This is a genomic window from Okeania hirsuta (assembly GCF_003838195.1).
Taxonomy (GTDB): Bacteria; Cyanobacteriota; Cyanobacteriia; order Cyanobacteriales; family Microcoleaceae; genus Okeania; species Okeania hirsuta.
In genome coordinates this window covers 1-24723 of record NZ_RCBY01000073.1, presented here as the reverse complement: position 1 = coordinate 24723, position 24723 = coordinate 1, and the positions used below count along the sequence as shown (strand labels likewise).

Annotated in this window: 21 protein-coding genes and 1 riboswitch; of the genes, 12 read left to right on the top strand and 9 right to left on the bottom strand. The window is 35.8% G+C overall.

The window, feature by feature from the left end; translation table 11 throughout:
- Positions 1-36 precede the first annotated feature (36 nt).
- On the bottom strand, positions 37-552 hold the full coding sequence (gene folK, locus D5R40_RS14250; RefSeq protein ID WP_124154787.1) for a 2-amino-4-hydroxy-6-hydroxymethyldihydropteridine diphosphokinase: 516 nt from the start codon (positions 550-552) through the stop codon (positions 37-39).
- 464 nt (positions 553-1016) lie between these two features.
- Between folK and D5R40_RS14245 the strand changes: the two genes are divergently transcribed.
- The 4 genes from D5R40_RS14245 (at position 1017) to D5R40_RS14230 (ending at position 5579) form a co-directional block, all read left to right on the top strand.
- Entirely contained in the window at positions 1017-2255 is a 1239-nt protein-coding gene (locus D5R40_RS14245) for a URC4/urg3 family protein (RefSeq protein WP_124146883.1), read from the top strand.
- Positions 2256-2264: 9 nt separating this feature from the next.
- Complete coding sequence (folB, locus tag D5R40_RS14240; RefSeq protein WP_124146882.1) at positions 2265-2648, top strand: dihydroneopterin aldolase; 384 nt, start codon at positions 2265-2267, stop codon at positions 2646-2648.
- Positions 2649-4305: 1657 nt separating this feature from the next.
- Entirely contained in the window at positions 4306-4938 is a 633-nt protein-coding gene (gene upp, locus D5R40_RS14235) for a uracil phosphoribosyltransferase (RefSeq protein ID WP_124146881.1), read from the top strand.
- A 35-nt stretch (positions 4939-4973) separates the two neighbouring features.
- Positions 4974-5579, top strand: coding sequence for a class I SAM-dependent methyltransferase (locus D5R40_RS14230; RefSeq protein ID WP_124146880.1), 606 nt, complete (start codon positions 4974-4976; stop codon positions 5577-5579).
- Here D5R40_RS14230 and D5R40_RS14225 read toward each other — a convergent pair.
- Positions 5559-5750, bottom strand: a complete 192-nt coding sequence (locus D5R40_RS14225) for a hypothetical protein (protein WP_124146879.1) — start codon at positions 5748-5750, stop codon at positions 5559-5561. The genes D5R40_RS14230 and D5R40_RS14225 overlap by 21 nt on opposite strands.
- A gap of 478 nt (positions 5751-6228) precedes the next feature.
- Complete coding sequence (locus tag D5R40_RS14220) at positions 6229-6528, bottom strand: hypothetical protein (protein ID WP_124146878.1); 300 nt, start codon at positions 6526-6528, stop codon at positions 6229-6231.
- A gap of 661 nt (positions 6529-7189) precedes the next feature.
- Here D5R40_RS14220 and D5R40_RS14215 point away from each other — a divergent pair.
- The 3 genes from D5R40_RS14215 (at position 7190) to D5R40_RS14205 (ending at position 10103) form a co-directional block, all read left to right on the top strand.
- A complete protein-coding gene (locus D5R40_RS14215) occupies positions 7190-8365 on the top strand; it encodes an iron-containing alcohol dehydrogenase family protein (protein ID WP_192901187.1) in 1176 nt (391 codons plus the stop codon).
- Between the two features lie 2 nt (positions 8366-8367).
- On the top strand, positions 8368-8655 hold the full coding sequence (locus D5R40_RS39585) for a zinc ribbon domain-containing protein (RefSeq protein ID WP_338043242.1): 288 nt from the start codon (positions 8368-8370) through the stop codon (positions 8653-8655).
- 263 nt (positions 8656-8918) lie between these two features.
- Complete coding sequence (locus D5R40_RS14205; protein ID WP_124146877.1) at positions 8919-10103, top strand: aspartate aminotransferase; 1185 nt, start codon at positions 8919-8921, stop codon at positions 10101-10103.
- A gap of 119 nt (positions 10104-10222) precedes the next feature.
- Here D5R40_RS14205 and D5R40_RS14200 read toward each other — a convergent pair whose 3' ends face one another.
- Positions 10223-11602, bottom strand: a complete 1380-nt coding sequence (locus D5R40_RS14200) for an RNA-guided endonuclease InsQ/TnpB family protein (protein ID WP_192901272.1) — start codon at positions 11600-11602, stop codon at positions 10223-10225.
- A gap of 74 nt (positions 11603-11676) precedes the next feature.
- Here D5R40_RS14200 and tnpA point away from each other — a divergent pair, with 74 nt between their 5' ends.
- Positions 11677-12099 (top strand): IS200/IS605 family transposase, encoded by a 423-nt coding sequence (gene tnpA / locus D5R40_RS14195; RefSeq protein ID WP_192901108.1) that lies wholly within the window; start codon positions 11677-11679, stop codon positions 12097-12099.
- A gap of 284 nt (positions 12100-12383) precedes the next feature.
- Here the strand turns inward: tnpA and rbp are convergent, their stop codons facing one another.
- Together rbp and clpX are read right to left on the bottom strand one after the other, a co-directional pair.
- Positions 12384-12686 carry an RNA-binding regulator gene (rbp, locus tag D5R40_RS14190; RefSeq protein ID WP_124147488.1) on the bottom strand — a complete coding sequence of 101 codons (303 nt, stop codon included), beginning with the start codon at positions 12684-12686 and terminating at the stop codon, positions 12384-12386.
- 292 nt (positions 12687-12978) lie between these two features.
- Entirely contained in the window at positions 12979-14340 is a 1362-nt protein-coding gene (gene clpX / locus D5R40_RS14185; protein ID WP_124147487.1) for an ATP-dependent protease ATP-binding subunit ClpX, read from the bottom strand.
- Positions 14341-14980: 640 nt separating this feature from the next.
- A riboswitch (cobalamin riboswitch) is annotated at positions 14981-15137 on the top strand.
- Here clpX and D5R40_RS14180 point away from each other — a divergent pair.
- The 3 genes from D5R40_RS14180 (at position 15112) to cobW (ending at position 18453) form a co-directional block, all read left to right on the top strand.
- Complete coding sequence (locus D5R40_RS14180; RefSeq protein WP_240041593.1) at positions 15112-15837, top strand: HupE/UreJ family protein; 726 nt, start codon at positions 15112-15114, stop codon at positions 15835-15837. It overlaps the preceding riboswitch by 26 nt.
- A 46-nt stretch (positions 15838-15883) precedes the next feature.
- On the top strand, positions 15884-16288 hold the full coding sequence (locus D5R40_RS14175) for a DUF1636 domain-containing protein (RefSeq protein WP_124147485.1): 405 nt from the start codon (positions 15884-15886) through the stop codon (positions 16286-16288).
- Between the two features lie 1097 nt (positions 16289-17385).
- The gene (gene cobW, locus D5R40_RS14170; protein ID WP_124147484.1) at positions 17386-18453 is read left to right on the top strand and encodes a cobalamin biosynthesis protein CobW; all 1068 of its coding nucleotides are present in this window, start codon (positions 17386-17388) and stop codon (positions 18451-18453) included.
- Between the two features lie 712 nt (positions 18454-19165).
- Here the strand turns inward: cobW and D5R40_RS14165 are convergent.
- The 3 genes from D5R40_RS14165 to D5R40_RS14155 form a co-directional block, all read right to left on the bottom strand.
- Positions 19166-19387: a hypothetical protein gene (locus D5R40_RS14165; RefSeq protein WP_124147483.1), complete on the bottom strand. Its 222-nt coding sequence runs from the start codon at positions 19385-19387 to the stop codon at positions 19166-19168.
- Positions 19388-20251: 864 nt separating this feature from the next.
- A complete protein-coding gene (locus D5R40_RS14160) occupies positions 20252-20833 on the bottom strand; it encodes an EF-hand domain-containing protein (RefSeq protein ID WP_161564993.1) in 582 nt (193 codons plus the stop codon).
- Between the two features lie 953 nt (positions 20834-21786).
- The gene (locus D5R40_RS14155; protein WP_124147481.1) at positions 21787-23466 is read right to left on the bottom strand and encodes an ABC1 kinase family protein; all 1680 of its coding nucleotides are present in this window, start codon (positions 23464-23466) and stop codon (positions 21787-21789) included.
- Between the two features lie 231 nt (positions 23467-23697).
- Between D5R40_RS14155 and D5R40_RS14150 the strand changes: the two genes are divergently transcribed.
- Positions 23698-24438: an SIS domain-containing protein gene (locus D5R40_RS14150; RefSeq protein ID WP_124147480.1), complete on the top strand. Its 741-nt coding sequence runs from the start codon at positions 23698-23700 to the stop codon at positions 24436-24438.
- Positions 24439-24723 lie beyond the last annotated feature (285 nt).

Here is a 24723-nt window from a genome sequence, read left to right as displayed (position 1 = left end):
GACGCGCTAGTAGAATTGCTATTTTAACTTGCCAGTTTAAAGTTTAGATACTCCTGAACATTCTACCTCTTCTAGAAGTTGAGCGATCGCTTTTCCTGATACTGGGTCAATCCAATCAGGAGCTATTTCTGCTAGGGGTACGAGAACAAAAGCTCTTTCTCTCATCCGAGGATGGGGTATTTGCAGGTTTGGAGCATCTAGTATTAAATCATTGTATAAGATTAAGTCTAGGTCTAGAGTTCTAGGTCCCCAATGTACTAAACGTACTCGCTTAAATTGTTTTTCTATATCCAAAATAATTTCTAACAATTTTTGAGGAGTTAATTCTACTTTTAATAATGCACAACCATTCAGATAATCTGGTTGTTTTGGACCGATAGGTTTAGTCAGATACCAGCTAGAATAAGTATTTAAGGTAATACCTGGAGTTTTGGATAAAATTTGGATTGCATTTTCTAGAATACTTAAAGAATCACCAAGATTACTACCAAGAGCAACAGCTACATTATTCTCTTGTTTTTCTGATTGGCTGAAGTCAATTTGATTAGACATTAACTGGCGGAATATTTGCTCTAATTTTTTGCTGAATTAAATTTAAGAAAGTCAACAAGAAACTATCAAAGTTTCCTATCTGACAAAAGACCCAAGAACTTACAACAGTCTGCAACTAGCTGAAAAACTACGCCGAGAACAGCAAATGAACTTGAGTCCTGAGTATGTACGTCAGTTGCTCAAAAAAAGAGGGTGATTTGGAAGTTTACACGAGTGAGCCATCAACAACGGCAAAATCTACACAAGCTCTCTGTCAAGCAGAATGACCTGGAAATTCTAGAACTCGCGACGGTGGCCAGAGAGATTGACTTAATTTATGGGGACGAATCGGGATGCTGTTTGTAGAGTGCAGCCAGTTATAGTTATTACTTCCGACTAGAAGGGGGAGGCTTCAGACCCAATTTTTCGGTGATAATTTTTTTCTAGCTTACTATTTATATTATATTTCTTAACTCTGACTTTTAATGAATAAAAAAATTCCAGAAGTTATTACATACCTAAGAACTGCCCAGGCCATTCGAGAAAGGTGTTTTAGCATCTTTAATCTTGCTTGTCAAGACCAACTCAATAATTTTCAAGTCGATTTAACTCAACTAGATAAATGCGCTAATTATGTCATTAATATTATTTATGCTCAGTATCCCAAATTAAATATACCCTTACATAGTCGTTGGCGACATTTCCAAGTAGGAGATGTGCCTCGCCTAGCTGAACTTGACCAAATGTTGGCAGGACTCACACCTGTAGAAAAAGCCAAGGTAAAATTTGATTTAGCCATTATTAGTGTACTACTAGATGCGGGTGCGGGTGCAAACTGGCAATACACTGAACCTGAAACTGGCTTAATATTTAGTCGTTCGGAAGGTTTGGCAGTTTGCAGTTTCCGACTATTTTGTCAAGGTTTTTTTTCTAGTAATCCCGATTTTCCCTGGCAAGCAGATACTAGAGGACTTTCACAAATTGATGTCCAGACTTTAACTCAAGGATTCCAAGTTAGTCCAGAAAATCCCTTGGTGGGTCTTGAAGGTCGTCTGGAATTGCTGCAACGCTTGGGGCAAGTTTTAAATCAAGATTCTCAGTTATTTGGCATTGATAGTCCACGTCCAGGAAATATGGTTGATTATTTGTTGCAAAATCAGGCCAATAAAGAAGCAATTAAAGCTACTTCAGTATTAAATGCTGTATTGGAGGGATTGGGAGATATTTGGCCAGGGCGCAGTACTATTTCAGGTATTAATTTAGGAGATGTTTGGCCTCATTCTCTGCTCAAAAGCGATCGCTTGGGGGATGAATATATACCTTTTCATAAATTATCTCAATGGTTAACATATTCATTGCTCGAACCATTACAAGAATTGGGTTTAAAAATAATTGGATTAGATGATTTAACTGGATTAGCAGAATATCGGAATGGTGGCTTATTTATAGATATGGAACTAATAAAAATCAAAAATCCTTTGATTCTACAACAACAACATTTACCAGGTTCAGAAATTATTGTAGAATGGAGAGCATTAACTATTAGTCTTTTAGACAAAGTTGCTCAAGTAATTCAAGAAAAACTTAACTTAAATACCTCAGAATTACCACTGGTAAAGGTCTTACAGGGAGGTACATGGGCAGCAGGGCGAAAAATAGCAAAAGAATTAAGAAAGGATGGTGCGCCTCCGATTAAAATCAAGAGTGATGGAACAGTTTTTTAATTAGTAATTATGGACTCAATCTCAATTACTGGAATTCGCTGCTACGGGTACATTGGGTTTTTTCCAGAAGAAAAAGTATTGGGACAATGGTTTGAAGTAGATTTAATTCTAGGGTTAGATTTGAATGCTGCAAGTAAAAGCGATGCTTTAGAAGATACCGTAGATTACGGCAGCATAGTTAATACTGTCCAACAACTTGTGAAAAATTCTAAGTTTGCTTTGTTAGAAAAAGCAGCTGATACTATAGCTACGGCTATTTTGCAAGAACCATTAGTACAAAATGTCAAGGTTAGTTTAACTAAGTTAGCAGCTCCAATACCAGATTTTAGTGGCAAAGTTACTATTGAAATTACTAGAGCAAAGGAAGCATTAGTATATAACTCATTTAGTTAATACATTTGGTAATTTAGATGATTTTTTAATGTGGTGAAGTATATACTTTATTTTGATTTTTCGAGAATTTAATAAAGTCAAAAAAATGTACCTCGTTACTATCGTAAATTCTATCTAAATTTGCTCTAGAGACGGTTCAGCTAAAGTTCTCTATTTTATAATAATTTAGATGGCATCAGGTTATATCATGTCCGCACTTTATCGTTTGTGTAAAACCAAGGGTGAATATCTACAGGAAATTTACGTTTTTTCAAGCTTTTAAGCCTTCTTTCCTCTCTCCTAGATAACTAAAACCTTCCTCCTTCTTCCTTGCTTTCTTACCTTCACGCTGACAATACCGATGCTACCGGACATGATATTAGTCCTGTAAAAGTATAAAAATTATCCATTATATAGTTGCTGTTGTCTACTTATATGATGTCCGGTTGAATATTTATAAGTAGAGGAGTCAGAACTCAGGAGTCAGGAAGGAGGAATAGGGAGTTTGAAGAAAAAGGTATGAGAAAGTTTTTTGGTAACGCTCTTATCTGGATATGATATTACTTCTTTCACTACATTGTTTGATACCCTACACCTCACCTACAGTGCATCAATTGGGTAGGGGTTAAATTTCTATGTCAGTTACCCTGATTTTTGATTCATTAATTAGGTGGATTTAATTCTCTGTAAATATTAAATTGCGATGGATATTCAAAACAGTAAAAATATCTTGAAAATTGCCTTCATACTTCATTTTTATATTCTTCGTTTTCAGGTTTATTTATACCCACTTATGCCATCGATCAAAAACTTTTCTACATTTTATTGAACAGAGGAATAGCTAGGGACGTTGCATGGGTCAGTACAAAGAAATAAACATAAGAATAATTAATGCACTCCTAGGGTGCTAATTATCAAAAAGGTAATTCTGTTTGTGTTAATTACCTAATAATTGAATTGATACCTAAGTTAAGCATTAATGCATGGTAATTGGTATTATACCAGTGTGAAAAAAAGAATGTTATATGAAATACGTTAATGTTTGCTACCAAAGATTGATGGGGAGATAGGGAGATAGGGAGAGTCGTATATTTGTACAATTTTTTGTATTTCATATTACCGAAAAATTGTGGGTATGCGCCTCCCCTTTTAAGGGGATAATAAGCGGTCGTTAGCGTAGCTTCCCGTAGGGTGGGATGGCGATCTTCGGAGCGGGTCTGTAAGAACGGGTCTCCTCGCCATATCCAATCGACCAAGAGAAGAAAAATTTTCATGATTAGTCAATCCTCTCCTTGAAAAGAAGAGGTAATTATTAATTATTAATTGTTGAAAAGACTACTATGGTTATAAGCAACAGGCAACAGATATTTTTAGCAAAAAATTATCATACTTGGTATTACATAAATCGGTAATTATATACAGCATATTCCACCAGTCGTGAGATACACCCATAGCGGGAAAAATGCCCACACAGGGAACATTTAATTATCATTTTCTTTGTGGGTTTAAGACCCCACCGTCAACGGGGGTGTTCACGCATTACTTGGGGGAGCGAATCCCCATGTAATTTTCCTCCTGTCTCCTGTCTCCTGTCTCCTGTCTCCTTCTTCAATAATATCTGTACTTTATATACGAGGGAACTTTCTGTATAATTTGATGAATTAAACTAGGTCATAAAATGACAAAAACTACTATCATTAATCATCCATTAGTTCAGCATAAATTGACATTATTACGTCAAGTAGAAACTACCACTGCTCAATTTCGCCAACTGCTCAAAGAAATAGGAATGTTATTAGCTTATGAAGTAACTCGCGATTTACCAATAAAATATCAACAAATTCAGACACCAATGAAGTTGATGGAAGCACCGATGTTAGCTGCTGAAAAAAAAATGGTGATTGTTTCCATTATGCGAGCAGGTCAAGGACTTCTTGATGGGATTTTAGAGTTAATACCTACAGCAAGAGTGGGACATATTGGTTTGTATCGTGACCCTAGTACTTTAGTTGCTGTAGAATATTATTTTAAAGTCCCCCATGATATTGAGCAGCGAGATGTGTTAATAGTTGACCCCATGTTGGCAACTGGAAATTCAGCAGTAGCAGCAGTCGATCGGATTAAAGAATCTAACCCAGAATCAATTCGATTTCTGTGTTTATTGGCAGCACCAGAGGGAATTGAACATTTCCATAAATATCACCCAGAGATACCCTTATATACTGCTGCTATTGATGAAAAATTAGACGAACACGGTTATATTATTCCAGGATTAGGAGATGCTGGCGATCGCTTGTATGGAACGAGATAATTTTATTTTCCTATGAACTCAAACATAACTGCTATATGACAAATAATATTTCCTCTAAACAAAAATTTTTCGATCTTTGGGCACCTAATTATGATTGGTTATTTCCATCTGTAGTTTATCAAGCGGTACATCAAAGATTACTGGAATATGTAAATCTGCCAAGTCCATCAAATGTACTAGATTTAGGTTGTGGTACTGGAAAACTTCTGCATCGTCTTGCTGTTAATTTTCCCGATCTTCAAGGTACTGGTTTAGATTTATCTCCCGAAATGGTTAATCAAGCTAATAGTCGTAATCGTCATCAAGAAAGTTTAACTTTTTTACTAGGAAATGCTGAAGAAATGTCTTTTGCCGATGAAGAATTTGATGCTGTTTTTAATACAATTAGTTTTTTACATTATCCTCATCCTCAACAAGTTTTTAATGAAGTGAGTCGAGTTTTACGCCCAGGAGGATATTTTTACTTAGTTGATTCCTATTTTAAGTGGCAAGATGAATTTCAGTTTTTGAGTATTTCTCCTGGTGGAATTAAGCTTTACAGTCCAACAGCTCGCGAACAATTAGGTAAAGAGGTTGGATTAAATTTACAAGCAAATCAGTATTTGTTAGGAGCAGTATTACTAACTATTTTTACTAAATAATTGTAACTTCAAGTAGATTGATTCTGGTTGGTATAAAAAAGCCAGTAATAGTAAAATTACTTGAGCAAATGTCAGACTTTTTAATAAGCTAAAAAGCTGACGATGACTTTCGCTATCGCCATACAAACTAGCAGTAGCTATATTACTTAGAGTAATTAATAAAATTGGCAACAAAAATGTTGGTTAATTAGCATAAATTCTGACTAGCTCTGAGCTAACTGAGTAAGCACTTGTCCAAGCAATATATACAAGAATTGCATCTAGAAGTACAAATCCAATTGTACCTAATCAGTGAATCTTAATACCGCGACTTAGACTAACAATTCTATTGGGCACACCTTGGTCTTGTTTACTATTTTGAGTATCTGAATTTATACGTTTTTTCGAGTACTGCATTTTTTTATTACCTATTCTATCTTAACATTCTCTATGATATGATTTAAAAAAATTAATTGGCTTTGCATAATCAAGCCGATTTTATTTTATTGTCTCATATCACTAGGGAAAGTCATCTGAACTCAAATAAATCATTTACCAGTTTTTTCTAAATTGCTAATTGATACCATAAATTCAATCTCCCATTTGATTTTATTTGCTCACTGTTCATTTCTATGATTACTATAAAAAAATTATTAAATTCAATTATTTGTTATCTGGTAGCATTACGTTGTAAAGGGGTGATTCTCTGAGAATTGGCAAAGATGCCTTCTCCCTGCATTTGATTTATTGGTGGTTTTATTTCAATTTTCATCACTTTTTCTGTAGAAATACAAACTGTTTGATCTATTAAGTGAAAAGTTATCCAAGGTTGTTGGAGTAACTGTGGTAATATAGTTTGAAACTGTTGAGAATTGATTGGTAAACTAAAGGTCTCTGAATTACCATTGATATAATAAAGTATTATCTCTGTGCTGCTTTCTTGAGCGTATTGCGCAAATGAACCTTTCATTGTTTTTGCTCCCCAATTTAATTGTGCAAAGACTTAGTCTTGTCTGATACTATGACTGTTAGAGATTTTAATAAATTTGACTGTACCTACTCCTGGCTTAAACTTTTATACCTGAAGAAACATTAATTAGAGGATAATAAATACTTGTTAAGTATAAAAAATTATCAAATTTTAACCCTCTTGAAAAAATATTTATTACTATAGACATAATATTTAGTTTGAGTGAATAAAATTATTACATAAGTCAAAAAAATATTATTTTAACTAGCTATCAGCTTGGTTTAAAATTGCCGTTTTAATTGTATTAATTTCGGTTTTATATAGATATAAGATATAGCTAAATGCATCAATTGCCGTTAGTTTTTTAAGAGTTAAAAAATCATTCTGAGATTGATATTTTATCTAGATAATTAAATACTTGATGGAGTAGAAAAAAGTACAGAAAACTTTTTAGTTTCACAATTAATGTGTAAACTCCATATATTTATAATATACTCAATTATATTCCTCTAGCAGTAGCCAGTAAAAAAATTAATAATCAATCTTTAGTATAAAACTTAATAAATTCAAAAAAAAATTAAAAATTTTCAGGAAAGCCTGGCAAGTATAACAATATTTGCCTATACTCAATAAAATTGACTCTAATCTAGCCTTTGTCGCCATGATTAAACAGACCAATACCTGCCAACCAGCAACAACTATATTATCCCTAAATATTGCGCCAACTCAAATTATTCGGGGAAAAAATGCTCTGGCCAAATCAGGAGAAGCGATCGCCCTTCTTGGCAATAATCCCTTAATTGTAGGAGGCGATCGCTCCTTGAATATCATTCAACCACACCTTGGGCCTTTACTACAAAATCATCATTTAAAATTTACTCAGGCCAACTACGGGTCGGACTGTAGTGAAGCTAGCCTAGCTAATCTTCGCCAAATCGTCACAACTCAAAAAGCAGACCTGATAATTGGTGTTGGTGGTGGCAAAGCTCTCGACACAGCCAAACTCTTAGCCCACCAAAGTCACTTACCCATAGTCACCATTCCCACCTCAGCAGGCACTTGTGCAGCTTGGACTGCATTATCAAACATCTACTCAGACCAAGGCGCTTTCTTGTACGATGTTAGTCTAGCTAAATGTCCAGACCTGCTAATTCTGGATTATAGTTTAATCAAAACTGGGCCTGCCCGTATCTTAGTAGCTGGTATTGGGGATGCGATCGCCAAATGGTACGAAGCCTCAGTTAGTAGTGGCCATTCAGAACAAACAATGATAGTTGCTGCTGTCCAACAAGCAAGAGTTTTGCGAGATATTCTCTTCCAAAAATCAACAGTAGCTTTACAAGAACCTGGTGGAGAAACCTGGCAAGAAGTTGTTGATGCCACAGTCTTATTAGCAGGTTTAATTGGAGGTATTGGCGGTGCTCAATGTCGGACTGTCGCTGCCCATGCTGTTCATAATGGCCTAACTCATTTGTCAGCAAGTCATGGTACATTACATGGAGAAAAAGTTGCTTATGGTATATTAGTCCAACTAAGGTTGGAAGAAATGCTACAAGGCAACCAACTAGCTATGACTGCTAGACAGCAACTGTTAAAATTCTATGATGAGATTGGTTTACCAAAAACCTTGGGTGACTTAGGGTTAGGAGAAATCAGTTTGTCTGAATTATGGGGTGCTGCTGAAGTTGCTTGTCATAGCAATTCTGATATTCATCGCTTACCATTTAGGGTAATTCCCGAGCAATTAGTAGCAGCAATGGTTTCAACAACAGTCCCACAAGAGCCAGAGAAACAAAATTTAGTGTCAAAGCCGGAAATGCTCGACAAAAGATTATAGCTGTGAACCCCAAAAATACTAGCCAAGATTGCTCAAATTGTGAAGAAAAAGTCCCTAAAGAATTAAACATACGAACTCATTCTTGTTCCCATTGTGGCATAGTAATAGACCGCGACTTAAATGCGGCGATAAATATCAAAAATAGGGCGGTAGGGCATTCCGTCCTTAAAGCTCGTGGAGGCCGACGGGATACCGGGACTACGAAACGAGAAGCCCACACTATAGCGTCAGCGAGCGTGTGGGAGATGTCACGAATTGATACCTATGCAGATACTACAGCTAATTTCTGAAGATTGAAATCTGATGTTTTGAAAAAAATAGTTTATTTTAAGTAGTCTCACTTTTACCGAATAATTAAGGTTTAAAACATCTCCTTTAAAGGAGAAACAAGCGGTCGAGGTATGGCGAGGTCTCTGAGCTGGCCAACCATCGACCAAGAGAAGACAAAATTTTCATTATTAGTCAATCCTCTTCTTTTCAAGGAGAGATAATTGTTAATTATTAATTATTAATTATTAATTGTTGAACTACCTATTTTCTGCTTCAACTTGTAATAAATATGGATTGGATTAGTCCCGCAAACAGAGTACAAGCACTACCACCTTATGTTTTTGCCCGTTTAGACGAACTAAAAGCTCGTGCCCGCGAACAAGGGCTAGATTTAATTGACTTGGGAATGGGGAACCCTGATGGGGCGACTCCTCAACCTGTGGTGGAGGCCGCTATCGCCGCTTTACAAGAAGTAACTAACCATGGTTATCCACCCTTTGAAGGTACTGCTAGTTTCAGGAAAGCAATTACTAATTGGTATTTCCGTCGTTATAATGTGAAACTTGACCCAGATGGTGAAGCTTTACCACTTTTGGGTTCTAAGGAGGGTTTAACTCACTTAGCTTTGGCTTATGTGAATCCAGGAGATTTAGTTTTAGCACCTAATCCTGCATATCCGGCCCATTTCCGTGGCCCTTTAATTGCTGGAGGTAAGATTCATAGCATTTTACTGAAACCAGAAAATGATTGGATTATTGATTTAGGGGATATTCCCGATAGTGTTGCAGAGCAAGCGAAGATTCTCTATTTTAATTATCCTAGTAATCCCACTGGTGCTACTGCCCCACGGGAATTTTTCCAGGATATTGTCGCTTTTGCTAAAAAGTATGAAATTATGCTGGTTCACGACTTATGTTATGCTGAGTTAGCTTTTGATGGTTATCAGCCTACAAGTTTATTGGAGATTCCTGGGGGAAAAGATATTGGTGTTGAGTTTCACACTATGTCTAAGACTTATAATATGGCTGGTTGGCGAGTAGGTTTTGTGGTTGGTAATTCTCGGATTATTCAAGGGTTACGTACTCTGAAAACTAATTTAGATTATGGGTTGTTTGCTGCTCTACAATCCGCTGCTGAAACTGCTTTACAGTTACCGGATGAATTTTTACATCAGGTTCAAGAGCGTTATCGGCAACGTCGAGATTTTCTGATTCAAGGTTTAGGAAAGTTGGGTTGGAATGTGCGGAAAACTCTGGCAACTATGTATTTATGGGTGCCTTGTCCACCAGGAGTAGGATCTACTGATTTTGCTTTGTCTGTATTACAAAAAACTGGGGTTGTGGTGACTCCTGGAAATGCTTTTGGTAGTGGAGGAGAGGGTTATCTGAGGGTTAGTTTAATTGCTGAATGTGAGCGTTTGGGTGAAGTATTAAGTCGGTTTCAGCAGGTAGGAATTTCCTATCATTGAATTAGCAAAATTTTATATGAAGAAAGACTCTAGCATCATTAGCTGAGTCTTTGATATTTACTATTATTTTCTCTGGATTTCTGAATACTTAACAACCAACTGTAGCTCAAAACTATGAACTACCCCGCCGTGTAGACGGACGGGGTTTCTAAGTCCCCGTCAACAAAGTCCGCACTTTGAGATTTTGAGCGCTTCATTTGCCCCAGTTGCCTCATCGAGCCTGTATGTTTACGGGTCGAATCAGTAGAGCTTGAGCATCGACGATTAACGAGGCCAGTTCCTAACCCCGGTTGCCGATCTGCAGCAACATTCCACATCACCATGACCGAGCCTTGGTCTCTTGGCACCTCAAAACCACAATCATCACAAACATGGTAACGATTACTCAACTGTGCCCATTCTTTATGAACTGTTCCACAGCTAGGGCATCTCTGAGAAGGCTTGACTCTCCTGGTGTCAATGGTTATATGCAAACCACCTTTACCTAAAATTTTATACAACACCATCTGATTTAATGTTCCAAAGCCAACATCAAGCAGAGAACGGTTGAGACCTGCTTTTTGCTTTGAGCGTTTACCTGTCTTGGCTTTTCGGGTCATGCCTTTAACATTTAATTTTTCAGTAACTACGATGTCATAACAACTAGCAATATCTGTAGTTACTTTATGCTGCCAATCTTGTCTTACGGCTGATTGTTTGGCCTTGAGCTTAGAGATTTTTCTCTTCGCTTTTTTCCATCTACTTGATGCTTTTTGCTTACCTTTAATTGGTCCTTGCTTTCTTTTGAGTTGACGTGAAGCTTGCTGAATTTTTGGGGCAAACTCCCTGTCAAATCTAGGATTACTAATTTCGTCAAAACCATAGCCATCATAACAAGTCAAAGCTGTTTGAGTACCAAGGTCAAAAGCCACCATTGACTCATAATCTAAGGGAGATTTACTGCCAAACAACGGTAATGGTTCCGAGGTCTTGATACTAAATGAAACATACCACTCATCTTTATGAGGACGATAAACAATCGTACAAGTAGTAGGTTTTCCCCAATACTTAAACCTACCCCGCATCCTGAGTCTCATACCCAAGTCATTAAGTGTCACCCATCCACAGTTAACAGAATATTTTTGGCACTTTTCAATTTGCACCTTAAAACCTTGACGACCATCTGGGTAAGTCCAACCGGAGTAATTCCTAATTGACTTAAACTTTGGGCGTTTCCTGATTCCTTTAAAAAAAGCATTATAAGCTAAGTCAACACGCTTGACTGTTGCTTGCAATGAACTTAAATTAAGCTGTTGATAATCGGACCACTGCTGTCTAAAACCTGGTAATGCGTTTTGCTGAGTGAAATAGTCTACATTTGAGCGATTTTTTCTCCACTCAAAACGCCTATGAGCGACACCAGCGTTATACAAAAGCTGGTGTAGTTTTCTGACTAAAAATAGTTTTTCTTTCTGTACTTTTGTCGGATACAGTCGAAAAGTCAATCTTCTATTGGCCATAGAACTATCACCTCTAGATAAAGTTTGAGTCGATATAATTATCTTAACACCAAAAATAAAAATGAGTAGAAATTATGGAAAAAGAATTAAACCGTGGTTCTCATGTAGTCTATGACATTCACCTGCATATATGTTTCGTGACTCAATATAGAAAAAAAGTATTGACTACAAACATGATTAAAGATATGAGGGAAATCATAGAAAAAGTTTTAACTGCTAAACGCTGTTCCTTAGAAGAGTTTGAAGGTGAGCCAGACCATGTACACATATTGATTCAGCTACATCCAGACAATAATATTTCCCAGTTAATATCATCTCTAAAGTCTGCTACCAGCAGAATTATTAGACGAAAATATGCTCAAGAAATCAACCAATTTTACTGGGGAAAAGCTAAATTATGGCATGACTCAAAATGTATAGTTTCCTGTGGTGGCGCACCCTTGGAAATAGTCAAAGATTACATCAAAAATCAGTCGGGAGGTAGACAAACATCTTGATCGAAGCGGATCAACATTTATTTATGTAAGGGGGGTGCTTTCCGCCCCACCCTGTGGAGGAGTGGGGAAACCAGCACCCCCTTACCAACCCCCTTATGGTTGTAGAGAGGTTATATACAGTCCATTTATTAGCGTTCAAATAACCTCTGCTATTGGTCTAGATCGAGTTTTCCTATTCTCCCCGATCCCTGTCTTCTGTTTGAGTGCTCAACGTTTCTACATTCTTTTTTACACCTATGTCTATTTGAGGGGACATTCTTTCTAGCAACGTTTTTGATAAGTTATTATCTGTTACGAGAGAATTTACGATTATCGCCACCACCGTAGTTACCACCACCCTTATTTTCTCGTGGCTTGGCCTTATTAACTCTCATGTCACGACCCATCCAACTTGCTCCATCCAAAGCTTCAATTGCTTTTTCTTCATCCTCCTCATTGACCATTTCCACAAATCCAAAACCACGTAATCGACCTGTTTCACGGTCTATAGGTAAGTGAACTCTTGTTACCTGTCCATATTCAGCAAATACTGCGTTTAAGTCCTCTTGCGTGACTTCGTAGGATAAGTTACCCACATATATTGACATAGACTGTCTCCCAAATCAGTTAAAAATTTAAACAAAATAGAACTCGGAGACAAGTCTGTAAAGAAAAACTGGAAAACGCCCATCGAACTTAAACAGATCCTCGAAACCGATAACATATTCTATTATATCACAAGCTCGATGTAGCAATAGCAAAAATTAAAGAAAGTTTTGCTCAAAATAGATTTGTATACTTATGGTTGAGAATCAAGCAGATTTTTCTACTATATTTTATTTCGCCTCACTACAAATCCAAGATATTACATCTAAAGGTCAAATCTTGATTTGATAATTTTTAAGCAGACTCATGCTGTTTATGCCAAGTTGGATGCCATAACAATTCAGCAGTAGATCGTTTTTCTACCATTTCTTCAGTGATAATGCAACGGGTGACATCTTTACGGGATGGTAACTCATACATTACCTCTAACATTAACTCTTCTAAAATACCTCGCAATGCTCTAGCTCCTGTTTTACGTCTATATGCTTCTTTAGCGATCGCCCTGAGAGCTTCTTTTTGAAATTCTAACTTAACATTATCCATCTTTAATAATTTTTGATACTGTTTAACTAAAGCATTTTGTGGTTCTGTTAATATTTTCATTAATGCCGTTTCATCTAATGGGTCAATTACTGTTAATACTGGCATTCGTCCAATAAATTCTGGAATCAAACCAAACTTAACTAAGTCGTCTGGTTCTATACTTTTGAGTACATTAATATGACGTTTTTCTTTTGACTGTAAAGCGATATTATCTTGATTAATATTTTCGGCCTGAATAAAGCCCAATGATTTTTTTCCCTGTCGTTGTTCAACTATTTTCTCTAACCCGACAAAAGCACCACCACAAATAAACAAAATTGAATTGGTATCAAGCTGAATAAAATCTTGATAGGGATGTTTACGCCCTCCTTGTGGTGGGACATTAACTATTGTCCCCTCCAAGATTTTTAATAGAGCTTGTTGTACTCCTTCTCCAGATACATCTCTTGTAATGGAAGTATTTTCACTTTTACGAGCAATTTTATCTATTTCGTCTATATATATAATTCCTCTCTGGGCAGCTTCTATATCAAAGTCTGCTACTTGCAATAACCTTAATAACACATTCTCTACATCATCCCCTACATAACCAGCTTCGGTCAGGGTCGTTGCATCTGCTACAGCAAATGGCACATCTAGTAATTCTGCTAGAGTTTGGGCTAACAGAGTCTTTCCACAACCAGTTGGGCCAATTAATAGGATATTTGATTTTTGTAATTCCACATCTGGGTCAAGGCTGTTGTCGGAATTATGATTTGTTTGACAACTCAGACGTTTGTAGTGATTATATACTGCTACTGACAGTACTTTTTTTGCTTGGTATTGTCCAATTACATGATGATCCAAGTATTGATTAATTTCTGTAGGTTTTGGAACTGCTTCTAAGGAAGCTTTACTCTTACCTGAATAATTATTATTTGCTAATTGCGCTCCGATTTCACTAGCTGAAGTATCATCTTTTCTAGAGTTAAAAATTTCTTCTTCTAATATTTCGTTACAGAGTTCTACACATTCATCGCAAATATAAACCCCAGGACCTGCTATTAACTTACGAACTTGATCTTGGGACTTGCCACAAAATGAGCATTTAAGATGGGAATCGTATCTGGACATATTTGTTTTCTTCCTTGATGGTGGGGGTGTTTTTTTCTGAGGAGTTCAAAAGCTGTTATTTGATATTGATCATTGAAAAATCCAGATATTAGTCATATTATAAGTCTGAATTTTACAACTTCTCAGTTCTAATTATATTATATATTTTTCACCATTTTAATTTTTCAATAACTGGAGAGTACAAAGTTCTGCTAAAAAACAGTTGGTTCTCAAGATTGAAAGTGTTACTGGGAAAGGTTTACAGCACCTACGCTCTGTGAATGGAGAATTTTTAACCTTGAGTCCGTGAAACCCTTGACTAGCAATAGTTATTCCCGGAACTTTGCACTGTCTAGTAAATAAGATAATTGAAATAATTTACGATGAGGTTTATATATTCAGAACGTTTAACAAGTATAATTATTTGGCCTGATTATTTAAAACTAAAAAAATAAAAATAAGCTTGATCTTAATCATTACAATTATAGTTTGGATGATGATTATATTATATCCACAGTTTATTAGTTTTTTGCATAATAAATATAGTTTTAGATACTAACTAACTATTTTTTTGATTTTGATAAAGATGTATTAAGCAGAAAATGTTGAAAAATTTATAAAAATAAAAAAAAATTCGATCGAGAAGAGAAATATTGTGATATAGTCTTTAAACTATGTTGGTTCTAGCGAGGGTCAGTCGTTAGAAGTAAGAGGGAAAGTTTGGTGTAAATCCAACGCTGTCCCGCAACTGTGAAATGAGTTTAGTAAAATCTAAAATTTCATTAAGCCAGAATGCCTGCCAACATTATCAAGAAAAATAATCAATACATCTGCGAGGTACGGATGAAAGACAAACATGACAAACCCACAAAAAGTAGGGTTAGTTATCAATTGCATAGAATAAGAGTAATTTTAGCGCTGGCAATTTTAATTTTTTTCAGCACAATAGAATCGGCAATAGCTCATCATCCAATGGGTGGAAAAATACCAAGTAATTTGTGGGAAGGTTTTCTATCTGGTGTAGGACATCCAATTATTGGAATAGATCATCTGGCTTTTGTAGTTGCAGTTGGATTAATTGCAGTAGGAATCCCCAATGGTATATCAATAATAGCATCTTTTCTCGCTACAGTAATATTAGGAACGGGTATCCATCTTCTCAGTATTGATTTACCTTTAACAGAAATAGCGATCGCTCTATCAGTAGTTGTTTTTGGTGCAATGCTAGCTCTTAAAAAGAAGCTAAGTCTTCAATTATTAAGTATCTTTGCAGCTATTGCTGGTATATTTCACGGTTATGCTTATGGAGAGGCAATTATTGGTGCAGAAATGACACCTTTATTTGCATATTTGTTAGGCTTTACGGTGATTCAGTTATTAATAGCATTATTAGTAATGAAATCTGCTGAATTAGTAAGTAATTTTTGGGAAAATAAATTCTTTCTTGTAATGCGCTTCCTGGGTTTGACAATAGGTGCCATTGGAATGGTATTTTTCACCAGCGCCATATTTAGTTAATAGTTAATAGCAAAATTAAATTCCTGCAAATTATCAAAGAAACATAATGTCTACGCCACAATTACTATTTGTTTGTACTACTTGTGCAAGTGTTTGGAAATATGGGAAACGACAAGGTATTAGTGGAGGAGAAAAACTACTTGATCGACTTTCCCAACAATATAAAAATTGGCACTTACGGGATAGATTTACTATAACACCAATAGAATGTATGAGTGCTTGTAGTCACTCTTGTGCTATTTCTTTTGCTGCTCCTGGTAAGCATACTTATGTATTTGGAGATTTACCATCTCAAACAGAAATGTTGTTAGAAGTATCAGCAGCAGTATTAGAATGTGCCAGTCTCTATGATGCTAAATCTGATGGATTATTATCTTGGTCGGAAAGACCTGAACACTTAAAAAAAGGTGTTTTAGCAAGAATTCCACCATTAATTCATGGAGATATTTAAGCAAAATTAATGGTTGAAGAAATACGGATATTTTTCAATGTTAATTGTGTTTATTCCTAAGCATTCAGCTATTAGCAGTCAGCATTTCAGCAATGAGTAATTATTCATTACTTCTCTAAGGTTTAGGAAGGGGACTTTAACAGTAACTTTTTATTCTTTCCTCAATTTCAAAGGTTGCTTTTACCTTCCCCAAAATTAACTGCTGTTTGCGTAGCATTCCGAAGGAAAGGAAGCGCTAATAGCTGACCGCTGTTTGCGCAGCATTCCGCAGGAAATTCTTACGTTTCTTCTATCACTCGGTTACTATGACTTTAGTACCGCCATGTTTGTTAATTAAATGTAGCTATAGGATTTATATTGGAAATGTAAGTAAGAAATTTACAGCGCAATTCATTTAAGTAGACTACAAAATTTTTGAGGTTAGGAAGGTAGGGAGGTTCCATGCAACGTCCGTAGGTAGTAGATTGTCACTGTAGTCTATCTATTTTACAGCGGTTTTCATTTAGGTAGACCACAGTAGGGACCTTCCATGGAACGTCCCTACAAGGGTTTGATTTGTGAAGATGTGGTTCATCAATTTGAAAAGCGCTGTAAAGCTGCTATAATTATCTAGAAAACAGGGGAAAGTTTTAGTAACTTTGTTTGGCAGGAAAAAAGTTTAGAATCTAGTTTCAAACTCATTACTAAATTCTATAGAAGGCAACAGTTCCAGAAAGCAACAATGGAAAAAAAATTTCTCCTTATTTGATTCATCATTACTCTATTTCTTCATTTGATTAGCAATTCAATATTTGCTTTTGCTACGGATAAAAGAAAAAATATAAAGCAAGGAAAAGACCAAACTTCATAGTTCATAAAATATTTATAGCAGTGGAAGGAAAGAGTGCGGATATATCAAAAGTTTAAAACTCAGACAAAAAAATTTTCGCTCCTTTGGTTCTACCTTCTTCATTTTTCCTTCTTACTTTTGCTATACCTAATAAATCTAGGCAATTTTATACTTAGTTTTATTTCTTCTAATTTTTTCTTCCTAGCTTGTTCCTTATTCTAAATTTTCTATTTGTCAAAAAAATCATCAATAAACACGATTAAAATTTATGAGTGCAAAAATTCCTGTTACTGTAATTACAGGCTTTCTCGGCAGTGGAAAAACCACCACAATTCGCCATTTATTACAAAATAATCAAGGTCGTCGTATTGCAGTTTTAGTTAATGAATTTGGAGAAGTTGGCATAGATGGAGAACTTCTACGTTCCTGTCAAGTTTGTGATGAAGAAGATGCTACTAATAACATTGTTGAACTAACAAATGGTTGTCTTTGCTGTACAGTGCAAGAAGAATTTTTTCCTACTATGCAACAACTCTTAAAACGCCGAGAAAAAATTGATAGTATTTTAATAGAAACTTCTGGGTTAGCATTACCTAAGCCTTTAGTACAAGCATTTCGTTGGCCGGAAATTAAGACTTCTGCAACTGTAGATGGAGTTGTTACTGTTGTTGACTGTGAGGCAGTGGCAAATGGTAGTTTGGTAGGAGATATTGATGCTTTGGAAGCTCAACGTCAAGCTGACCCAAATTTAGACCATGAAACACCAATTGAGGAATTATTTGAAGACCAGTTAGCTTGTGCCGATCTAGTATTATTAACTAAGGTTGATATGGTTGATGAAGCTACTTTAAAAAAAGTACAAAATTGGTTAAAGGAACAGTTACCTAAAACTGTAAAAATAGTTCCTTGTATTGGGGGAGAAATTAGTCCGGATGTATTGTTAGGATTTAATGCAGCAGTTGAAGATGATTTAGATGCTCGACCTAGTCATCATGATACTGAGGAAGACCACGAACATGATGATGAAATTAATTCTGTTCATTTAATTTTAGACCAAGAGTTTGAACCAAAAGAGTTAGTTGAAAAGTTGAAAAGGTTAGCTATAAATGATGAAATTTATCGGATTAAAGGTTTTGTTGCGGTGCCGAATAAACCAATGCGTTTAGTTTTACAAGGGGTAGGTTCGCGCTTTGATTATTTCTATGACCGTCAGTGGCAAAAAGAGGAAGTTAAACAGACTAAGTTAGTATTGATTGGTCGTGATTTGCAACTAGAAAAAATTCAGTCTGAGTTGGTTGACATACTCTCCAACCTAAAGGCGCGGAGATTCTCCTGAAACCAAGATTCTTGGTTTGCTGACGCAAGGCTACGCCAACAAAGAGTCCACTTAAATCAAATACCTTGCGGAATCTAATCCAGAGATGGTTCTCACGCCTGCGCGTTTGCTCTATTTCAAGAGCCTGTTACCCTATGCCCTACGGTACAGTTCAAGCCTCAAAAAAACTTTGGTTCTCTGGTAATTGTTGCTTAGAGCTTTTCCATGTACAAGCATTACTGTACAAAACCCCATAACTCTAGTTTTCAAGGTGCAAACGCTACAATTAAGTAGCTATAGCTTTTGAGAGCGGTTGAATACCTTTCCGCTTTTTTAAGCATAGCACAAAGTCCCCCTTTTAGGGGGAGGCTTCAAACCCAGTTTTTCGGTGAATAATTTTGCATTGATGAGCTGCGGATGTGCCTAATAATATTTGTTTGAATAAATGTTTGTTTTTTCCATTTTTGATTTGGTTGATAATATTTTGCTTTAGAGGTTTAAATTAGATGAAGTTATAAGTTTCTGTTTTTGGTTTTAATATTTTAAACTTTACCGTTTTTGTCTGATTGTTAAATGGGGAAATTTTTCTGAGTTGCTTAAGGAGGTTTCAATATTTTTAGAGGTTTTTTTCAATTTTGTGATATTCTATACTTATGATAATATTGGCGCATTTTATATCTTGATTGAGTTTTAACGCTGTTAATTCCTATTCTGCCGTTGTCTTGCCCGATATTTATCTGAATTTTCTTTGCTCAAAATGACTAATTTTTCTTTGGTCGTCTTTTGCTGTTTTGACAAAAATTTGTTTGTGTGATATATAAAGGGAGTTTTTTTCGGTTTTCGGAAATGTGTTGTGTTGAATAAAAAGTCTAGTATATGGGCGAATTATTCCTACTAAAATTAACCTATTACAGTTGGCTTGAGATGGCAATCCTAATTCTACTTTCGGTGTCATTTTTTCGGGGATGCTTCAGAGAATGCCTTTGTTTAAGGTTATCTAGAGTTGTCTGGGAGGCGATCGCCTTTTTTCAGTCATCAGTTATCCCTTTTATGGCAATCCTAATTCTACTTTTGGTGTCGCTTTTTTTCGGGATTGCTTCAGAGAATGCCTTTGTTTGAGGTTGCCTGGGAGGCGATCACTTAATTTTTTTTACTTTCAACTTTCTTTTTTTTGCGTTGAATAAAAAGTCTAGTGTACGGGCAAACAACCACTATTAACATTATAGTATCAGAGTTGCTTTGAAAATCCAAGCTCATTTTCTTTTTTACGCAGGTAAAATTTTTTAGAGGTTGAGAAAATAACTATTTATGTCTGTGAAGGATCAATTTTTCTGTTTTCTGTACTCATCATATAGAGGTAGGGTCGGCACATTTCTATGGATTAACTAAAAGACTCAATAATTACTATTTGCCTATCTCAGAGGATTTACTTTTCCTTCCCATACAGATGGCGTATGATTTCATATTTTGCGTAATACCAAATTGATAAATGTTTGCTACAAATATCTAGGGTATTTCTTAGGAGTCAGGAGTTGTATGAGAATAGCTTTAATACCATTTTTCAGGTCATAAATTATCTTTTTTGTCAAAGGGATATCTCCTGCATTTGTCTTTTTATCGCTCTTACTATTCGTAAAATTCTTTTTTCACGCTTGGTATAAGTCCTGTTAGTAATATAAAAAAATATTGGTATAGCAATGAGCGCTCAGTAGCAATGAGCGCTCAGGTATTTACAATGTCCAGCTCAAAGTGCAGTAAGCGAAAAGGTGTACAAAAAATAATGTGTAAATATGCCAGCGCACATTGCTATAACTTTCTGCTATGAATCGACTAATTTTCCATAGGGAAGGGGAGAATTATCCTTTTCATCGCCAATTTCATACCAGTAGCGTCTATGATCTTCGACAAACTCCTCACGACTGATGGAACCTGACTTATCTGAGTCAATGGTATCAAAAGCTTGGTCAGCACGGTCAGGTTGTTCTACTCCCATGTATACTTCCAGGTACTTCCGGTACTCTTCGCGGGATATTTGTCCAGAGTGATCGGTGTCTATAATATCGAAGAAGAGTTCGTTTTTGTGCCTAGATAATGCAAGTGCTTTATCTAGTTCAGTTAAGGATACGATCTTTGCAACATTAGCAATCAAATCTTCTTCGCTAATTCGAGTGTTACTATCAACTGGTCCCCCTCCAGCCATAAAATATTGAAAGAGAGAATGACACATCTCGCGAATTTCTTCATTCCTTGATGAATCATTTTGAAGTTGAATTAAACGATTTGCAATTTCTTCAAAGTCGGAGAGGGTTAAAACCCCGTTTTTATCGACATCCATGAGTTTGAAGTAGGTTTTGATTCTGGTACGCCAAATACTGGATGATAAAAATTGTTCAGGAGACATTTTTACTGATAAGTCAAGAAAACTATATGAACGTCTTGATATTATCATTATCTATGCAGAAGTAAGAAGTCAGAAGGAAGAAGGAAAAGTATTATTTTGTCTGATACCATTTCTCTGTAACAATGCGCTGAATAATTGTTGCTCAGACCTTATTACACTGACTATTCTCATCTTTAATATTAAGTGCAACTTCATGGAGAAATGGTATGAGTTTTAAACTTTTTAACTGTCCTAACTTTTCTTTAGACTGCTATAATTGCTCATTAGCGAATTGGTCGCCTTAAAGTCAAATATCTATAACGTCTTAGTTAATTTGCTCAGAATTAATCATGGACTCAGTACTCACAATAGAAAAGTCAAATATCTATAACGTCTGAGTTAATTTTCTCAAAATTAATTATCGACTCAGTACTGACAATAGAAAAGTCAAATATCTGTAAGGTCTGAGTTAATTTTCTCAAAATTAATTATCGACTCAGTACTGACAATAGGAAAGTCAAATATCTATAACGTCTTAGTTAATTTTCTCAGAATTCAAGGGACTCAGTACTCATCATAGAAAAGTCAAATATCTATAACGTCTGAGTTAATTTGCTCAGAATTAATCATCGATTCAGTACTCATCATAGAAAAGTCAAATATCTATAACGTCTGAGTTAATTTGCTCAGAATTAATCATCGATTCAGTACTCATCATAGAAAAGTCAAATATCTATAACGTCTGAGTTAATTTTCTCAGAATTAATCATAGACTCAGTACTCACAATAGAAAAGTCAAATATTTCTGAGCGAATAATTAGGACGACAAAATTATTTGTGTATTTGCGAATAAATTATAAAAATGATTACCTCTTGCCTACCTCCTCCAAATCTGAAATTAGTTGTGTCGAAGTATTTAATTGACCGTTGAATGCTAACTATTTTATCTGCCCAAAATTCAGATATATAAATATTCACTTATCTGGCATGTTGTCTAATTTTTCTCTGAAAGATAACTGAAATCCTGACTTTAAAACCAAGATAAATCCTAATCCTGATAAAATACAAACTACTATTGCTATTTCGAGAAATCCTCCTACAAATAAAACTGAAGCTGAGAGGAAAGTAAAACCAGAAAAACAAGTATAAATCAAAATTTTCAAAGCTAAATTAATTCGTTTTAATAATCGATCATTTTCAATAGAGCGGACTCTAAATTGAATTTCCCCATCTTCAATTTTCGTTTCTAATTGACGGATTAAGATTTCACTTTTACTAGGCTGCTGTAACTTATACTTAATAAAATCTCTTGTCTGTTTTGCCAGTTCTCCTACAACTCTACCTCTACCTTGAGCAACAGTAATACTTTTGACAAAAGGTTGAGCGCAAGTAACCAAACTATAGTCAGGATCGAGGTTTCTCGCAATACCATCTAAGGTAGATAGAGACTTCAGAATAAAAATCATTTGGGAAGGCAAACGAAATGGTTGCTGCTCAAACAAAACATAAAGCTCCTCTTTTATCTCATCAAAATTATAAAAATCAACAGGTTTATCTGTAAAATTTTCCAATAGAAAATTCACTAATCTTTTTACAGGCATAATATCCGGCATTGGTTCAATTAAACCAATAGTAATCAAAGTATTAAGCACCTGGTCAACATCTTTTCTGAGAATAGCAAAAAACGTTTTAATCATCTGGTCTTTTGTCAATGACTTTACCTCAGCCATCATGCCAAAATCATAAAAAATAACACCACCATCTAAACTAACAGCTAAATTTCCTGGATGAGGATCAGCTTGAAAAAAACCATCTAATAATAATTGCCTTAAATAACAACAAACTCCTATTTGATTAATCCTTTTTGGATTAATCTTACAAGCTTCTAGTCGTACTTTATCGTTAATTTTGATTCCCGGTAAATATTCAAGAGTGATAACTTTTTCCGTAGTATAAGTCCAATAAACAAGAGGTACAATTATTTCCGGATAATCTTTAAAATTTTCCCGAAAACGATCGGCATTTTTACCCTCATTCACATAATCAATTTCTTGATAGAGAATTTTAAAAAAATCATAATAAATAGCATCTAATTCATACCTTTTAGCCCAGGAAAAATACCTTTGACAAAAACGGATAACACTTTTGACAACCTTTACATCCAAGTCAAATAAAGATTTTAATCCAGGACGCTGTACCTTAACTACAACTTCCTCACCTGTTTGTAACTTGGCTTTATGTACTTGTCCAAGACTAGCTGCAGCAATGGGACGTTCTTGAAAATCTCGATAGAGAGAATAAAGAGAGTTACCAAGTTCAGACTCAATAATAGCGATCGCTTCTGTCGTTTCAAAAGAAGGCACATTATCTTGTAATTTTCCTAACTCCTCCACATATTCCTTCGGTAATATGTCAGCCCGCGTGGATAAAGACTGACCTATTTTGATAAAAGTTGGGCCTAAATCTAGCATAGTCCTCACCAACCACTTAGCCCTACGCTTTCTCACAGAGGCAGACTTATTTTGAAATAAATTGTCCCACCATAAAAAGAAAAAAAATTTTCCAAAGGCACTAAAAACATCTATTTTTCTGGTCAGAGGAGAATATTGAGTGCGTTGCCAACGAAGGGACTTAGAAGCATCTTGAGTGAGCATACTATAAAGTTATGTAAATCTATCCACCGTCCATTGATTGTAACTGGGAAACGAAAATTCCGGAAGATGAGTCATTTCAGTTATCAGTATCAAGCTAAAAAAGAACAGCTAAGTCCCTTGACATTGGAAGCAATTCTATAGCATTTTGTAACACATTGTAACAAAAAAGTGCCTTTCCTTTTTGAGCTAGTGAATTATGTTAATGGTCTAAAAACAAGGAAAAGTCTGATTATGTCTAGCGAACAAAGATCGAAACATCCCTTTCATATGTACGAGGCGATTTTTGCACAACCTCAAGCATTTACTCATGTAGCTCAAGGTAATGAAGTCTTAATTGATAATTGCGCTACCCGTATAGCTTCCTGTGAACGGCTATTTTTAGTTGGTATTGGAACTTCATATCATGCAGCTCTCGTCGGTGAACACTTAATGCGTTTGTATGGGAGAGACCTTTTCACACAAACATTTCACTCATTTGATTTTGCACTTTATAGACCCCGAATAACACCAAGAGATTGTGTCATTGGTATTAGTCATCGCGGGAATAAACTTTATACAGTTGAATCTCTCAAATATGCTCGTGAAGTAGGTTGTTACACCATATTCATTACTGGTGAAGGTGTAGTTACCGAGGCTGTACAAAGCGATGTCACCTTACCTACAGTTGCACAGGATAAGTCAGCTGCTCATACCGTTAGTTATATTGGTACGATTTCAGTCTTATCTACTCTTGCGGATCGTATCGGCTTTCATCGTACCGGGACAAGTCTTCTATCGAAAAGTTTTCTGGAGTATGAACTTTCTGAACTACTGTCTGTAGCACTAGAAACGGAGAATGAGATGGTACGCTTCGCCCACGAACAAGTCAATCGGCGACGCATCTGGTTAGTTGGTGGCGGCCCAAGTCACTGCATGCTAGCGCAACAGGGTGGGTTATTGTTCCAAAAGTTCCAGAATCATTCTGTTCTTTAACCTGCCTTGTGCCGCTCCAATTATTTACCTACTACTTAGCATTAGAGTGCGGAACAAACCCTGATGGATTTAGGCTCGAAGACCCACGTTTTGCCCGTGCACGCTCATTAATACAGTTATAGGAAGATTTCATTAATGGATAATGGATAATGGATAAAACCGTTACGGAATTGAATATCAGGAAATATTATTTCTTTTTTCCCCTTAAAAGGGGAGGCTTCAAGGCGCAAATTATATCATGTCCGGTTGAACAGTTATAAATAAATGATGAAGGAGTCAGGAGTC

Bases quoted from the DNA above. Each gene is read 5' to 3' on its own strand.
- folK (WP_124154787.1), bottom strand. From the start codon at position 552: ATGTCTAATCAAATTGACTTCAGCCAATCAGAAAAACAAGAGAATAAT.
- D5R40_RS14245 (WP_124146883.1), top strand. From the start codon at position 1,017: ATGAATAAAAAAATTCCAGAAGTTATTACATACCTAAGAACTGCCCAG.
- folB (WP_124146882.1), top strand. From the start codon at position 2,265: ATGGACTCAATCTCAATTACTGGAATTCGCTGCTACGGGTACATTGGG.
- upp (WP_124146881.1), top strand. From the start codon at position 4,306: ATGACAAAAACTACTATCATTAATCATCCATTAGTTCAGCATAAATTG.
- D5R40_RS14230 (WP_124146880.1), top strand. From the start codon at position 4,974: ATGACAAATAATATTTCCTCTAAACAAAAATTTTTCGATCTTTGGGCA.
- D5R40_RS14220 (WP_124146878.1), bottom strand. From the start codon at position 6,528: ATGAAAGGTTCATTTGCGCAATACGCTCAAGAAAGCAGCACAGAGATA.
- D5R40_RS14215 (WP_192901187.1), top strand. From the start codon at position 7,190: ATGATTAAACAGACCAATACCTGCCAACCAGCAACAACTATATTATCC.
- D5R40_RS14200 (WP_192901272.1), bottom strand. From the start codon at position 11,602: ATGGCCAATAGAAGATTGACTTTTCGACTGTATCCGACAAAAGTACAG.
- tnpA (WP_192901108.1), top strand. From the start codon at position 11,677: ATGGAAAAAGAATTAAACCGTGGTTCTCATGTAGTCTATGACATTCAC.
- rbp (WP_124147488.1), bottom strand. From the start codon at position 12,686: ATGTCAATATATGTGGGTAACTTATCCTACGAAGTCACGCAAGAGGAC.
- clpX (WP_124147487.1), bottom strand. From the start codon at position 14,340: ATGTCCAGATACGATTCCCATCTTAAATGCTCATTTTGTGGCAAGTCC.
- D5R40_RS14180 (WP_240041593.1), top strand. From the start codon at position 15,112: ATGCCTGCCAACATTATCAAGAAAAATAATCAATACATCTGCGAGGTA.
- D5R40_RS14175 (WP_124147485.1), top strand. From the start codon at position 15,884: ATGTCTACGCCACAATTACTATTTGTTTGTACTACTTGTGCAAGTGTT.
- cobW (WP_124147484.1), top strand. From the start codon at position 17,386: ATGAGTGCAAAAATTCCTGTTACTGTAATTACAGGCTTTCTCGGCAGT.
- D5R40_RS14165 (WP_124147483.1), bottom strand. From the start codon at position 19,387: ATGACACCGAAAGTAGAATTAGGATTGCCATCTCAAGCCAACTGTAAT.
- D5R40_RS14160 (WP_161564993.1), bottom strand. From the start codon at position 20,833: ATGTCTCCTGAACAATTTTTATCATCCAGTATTTGGCGTACCAGAATC.
- D5R40_RS14155 (WP_124147481.1), bottom strand. From the start codon at position 23,466: ATGCTCACTCAAGATGCTTCTAAGTCCCTTCGTTGGCAACGCACTCAA.
- D5R40_RS14150 (WP_124147480.1), top strand. From the start codon at position 23,698: ATGTCTAGCGAACAAAGATCGAAACATCCCTTTCATATGTACGAGGCG.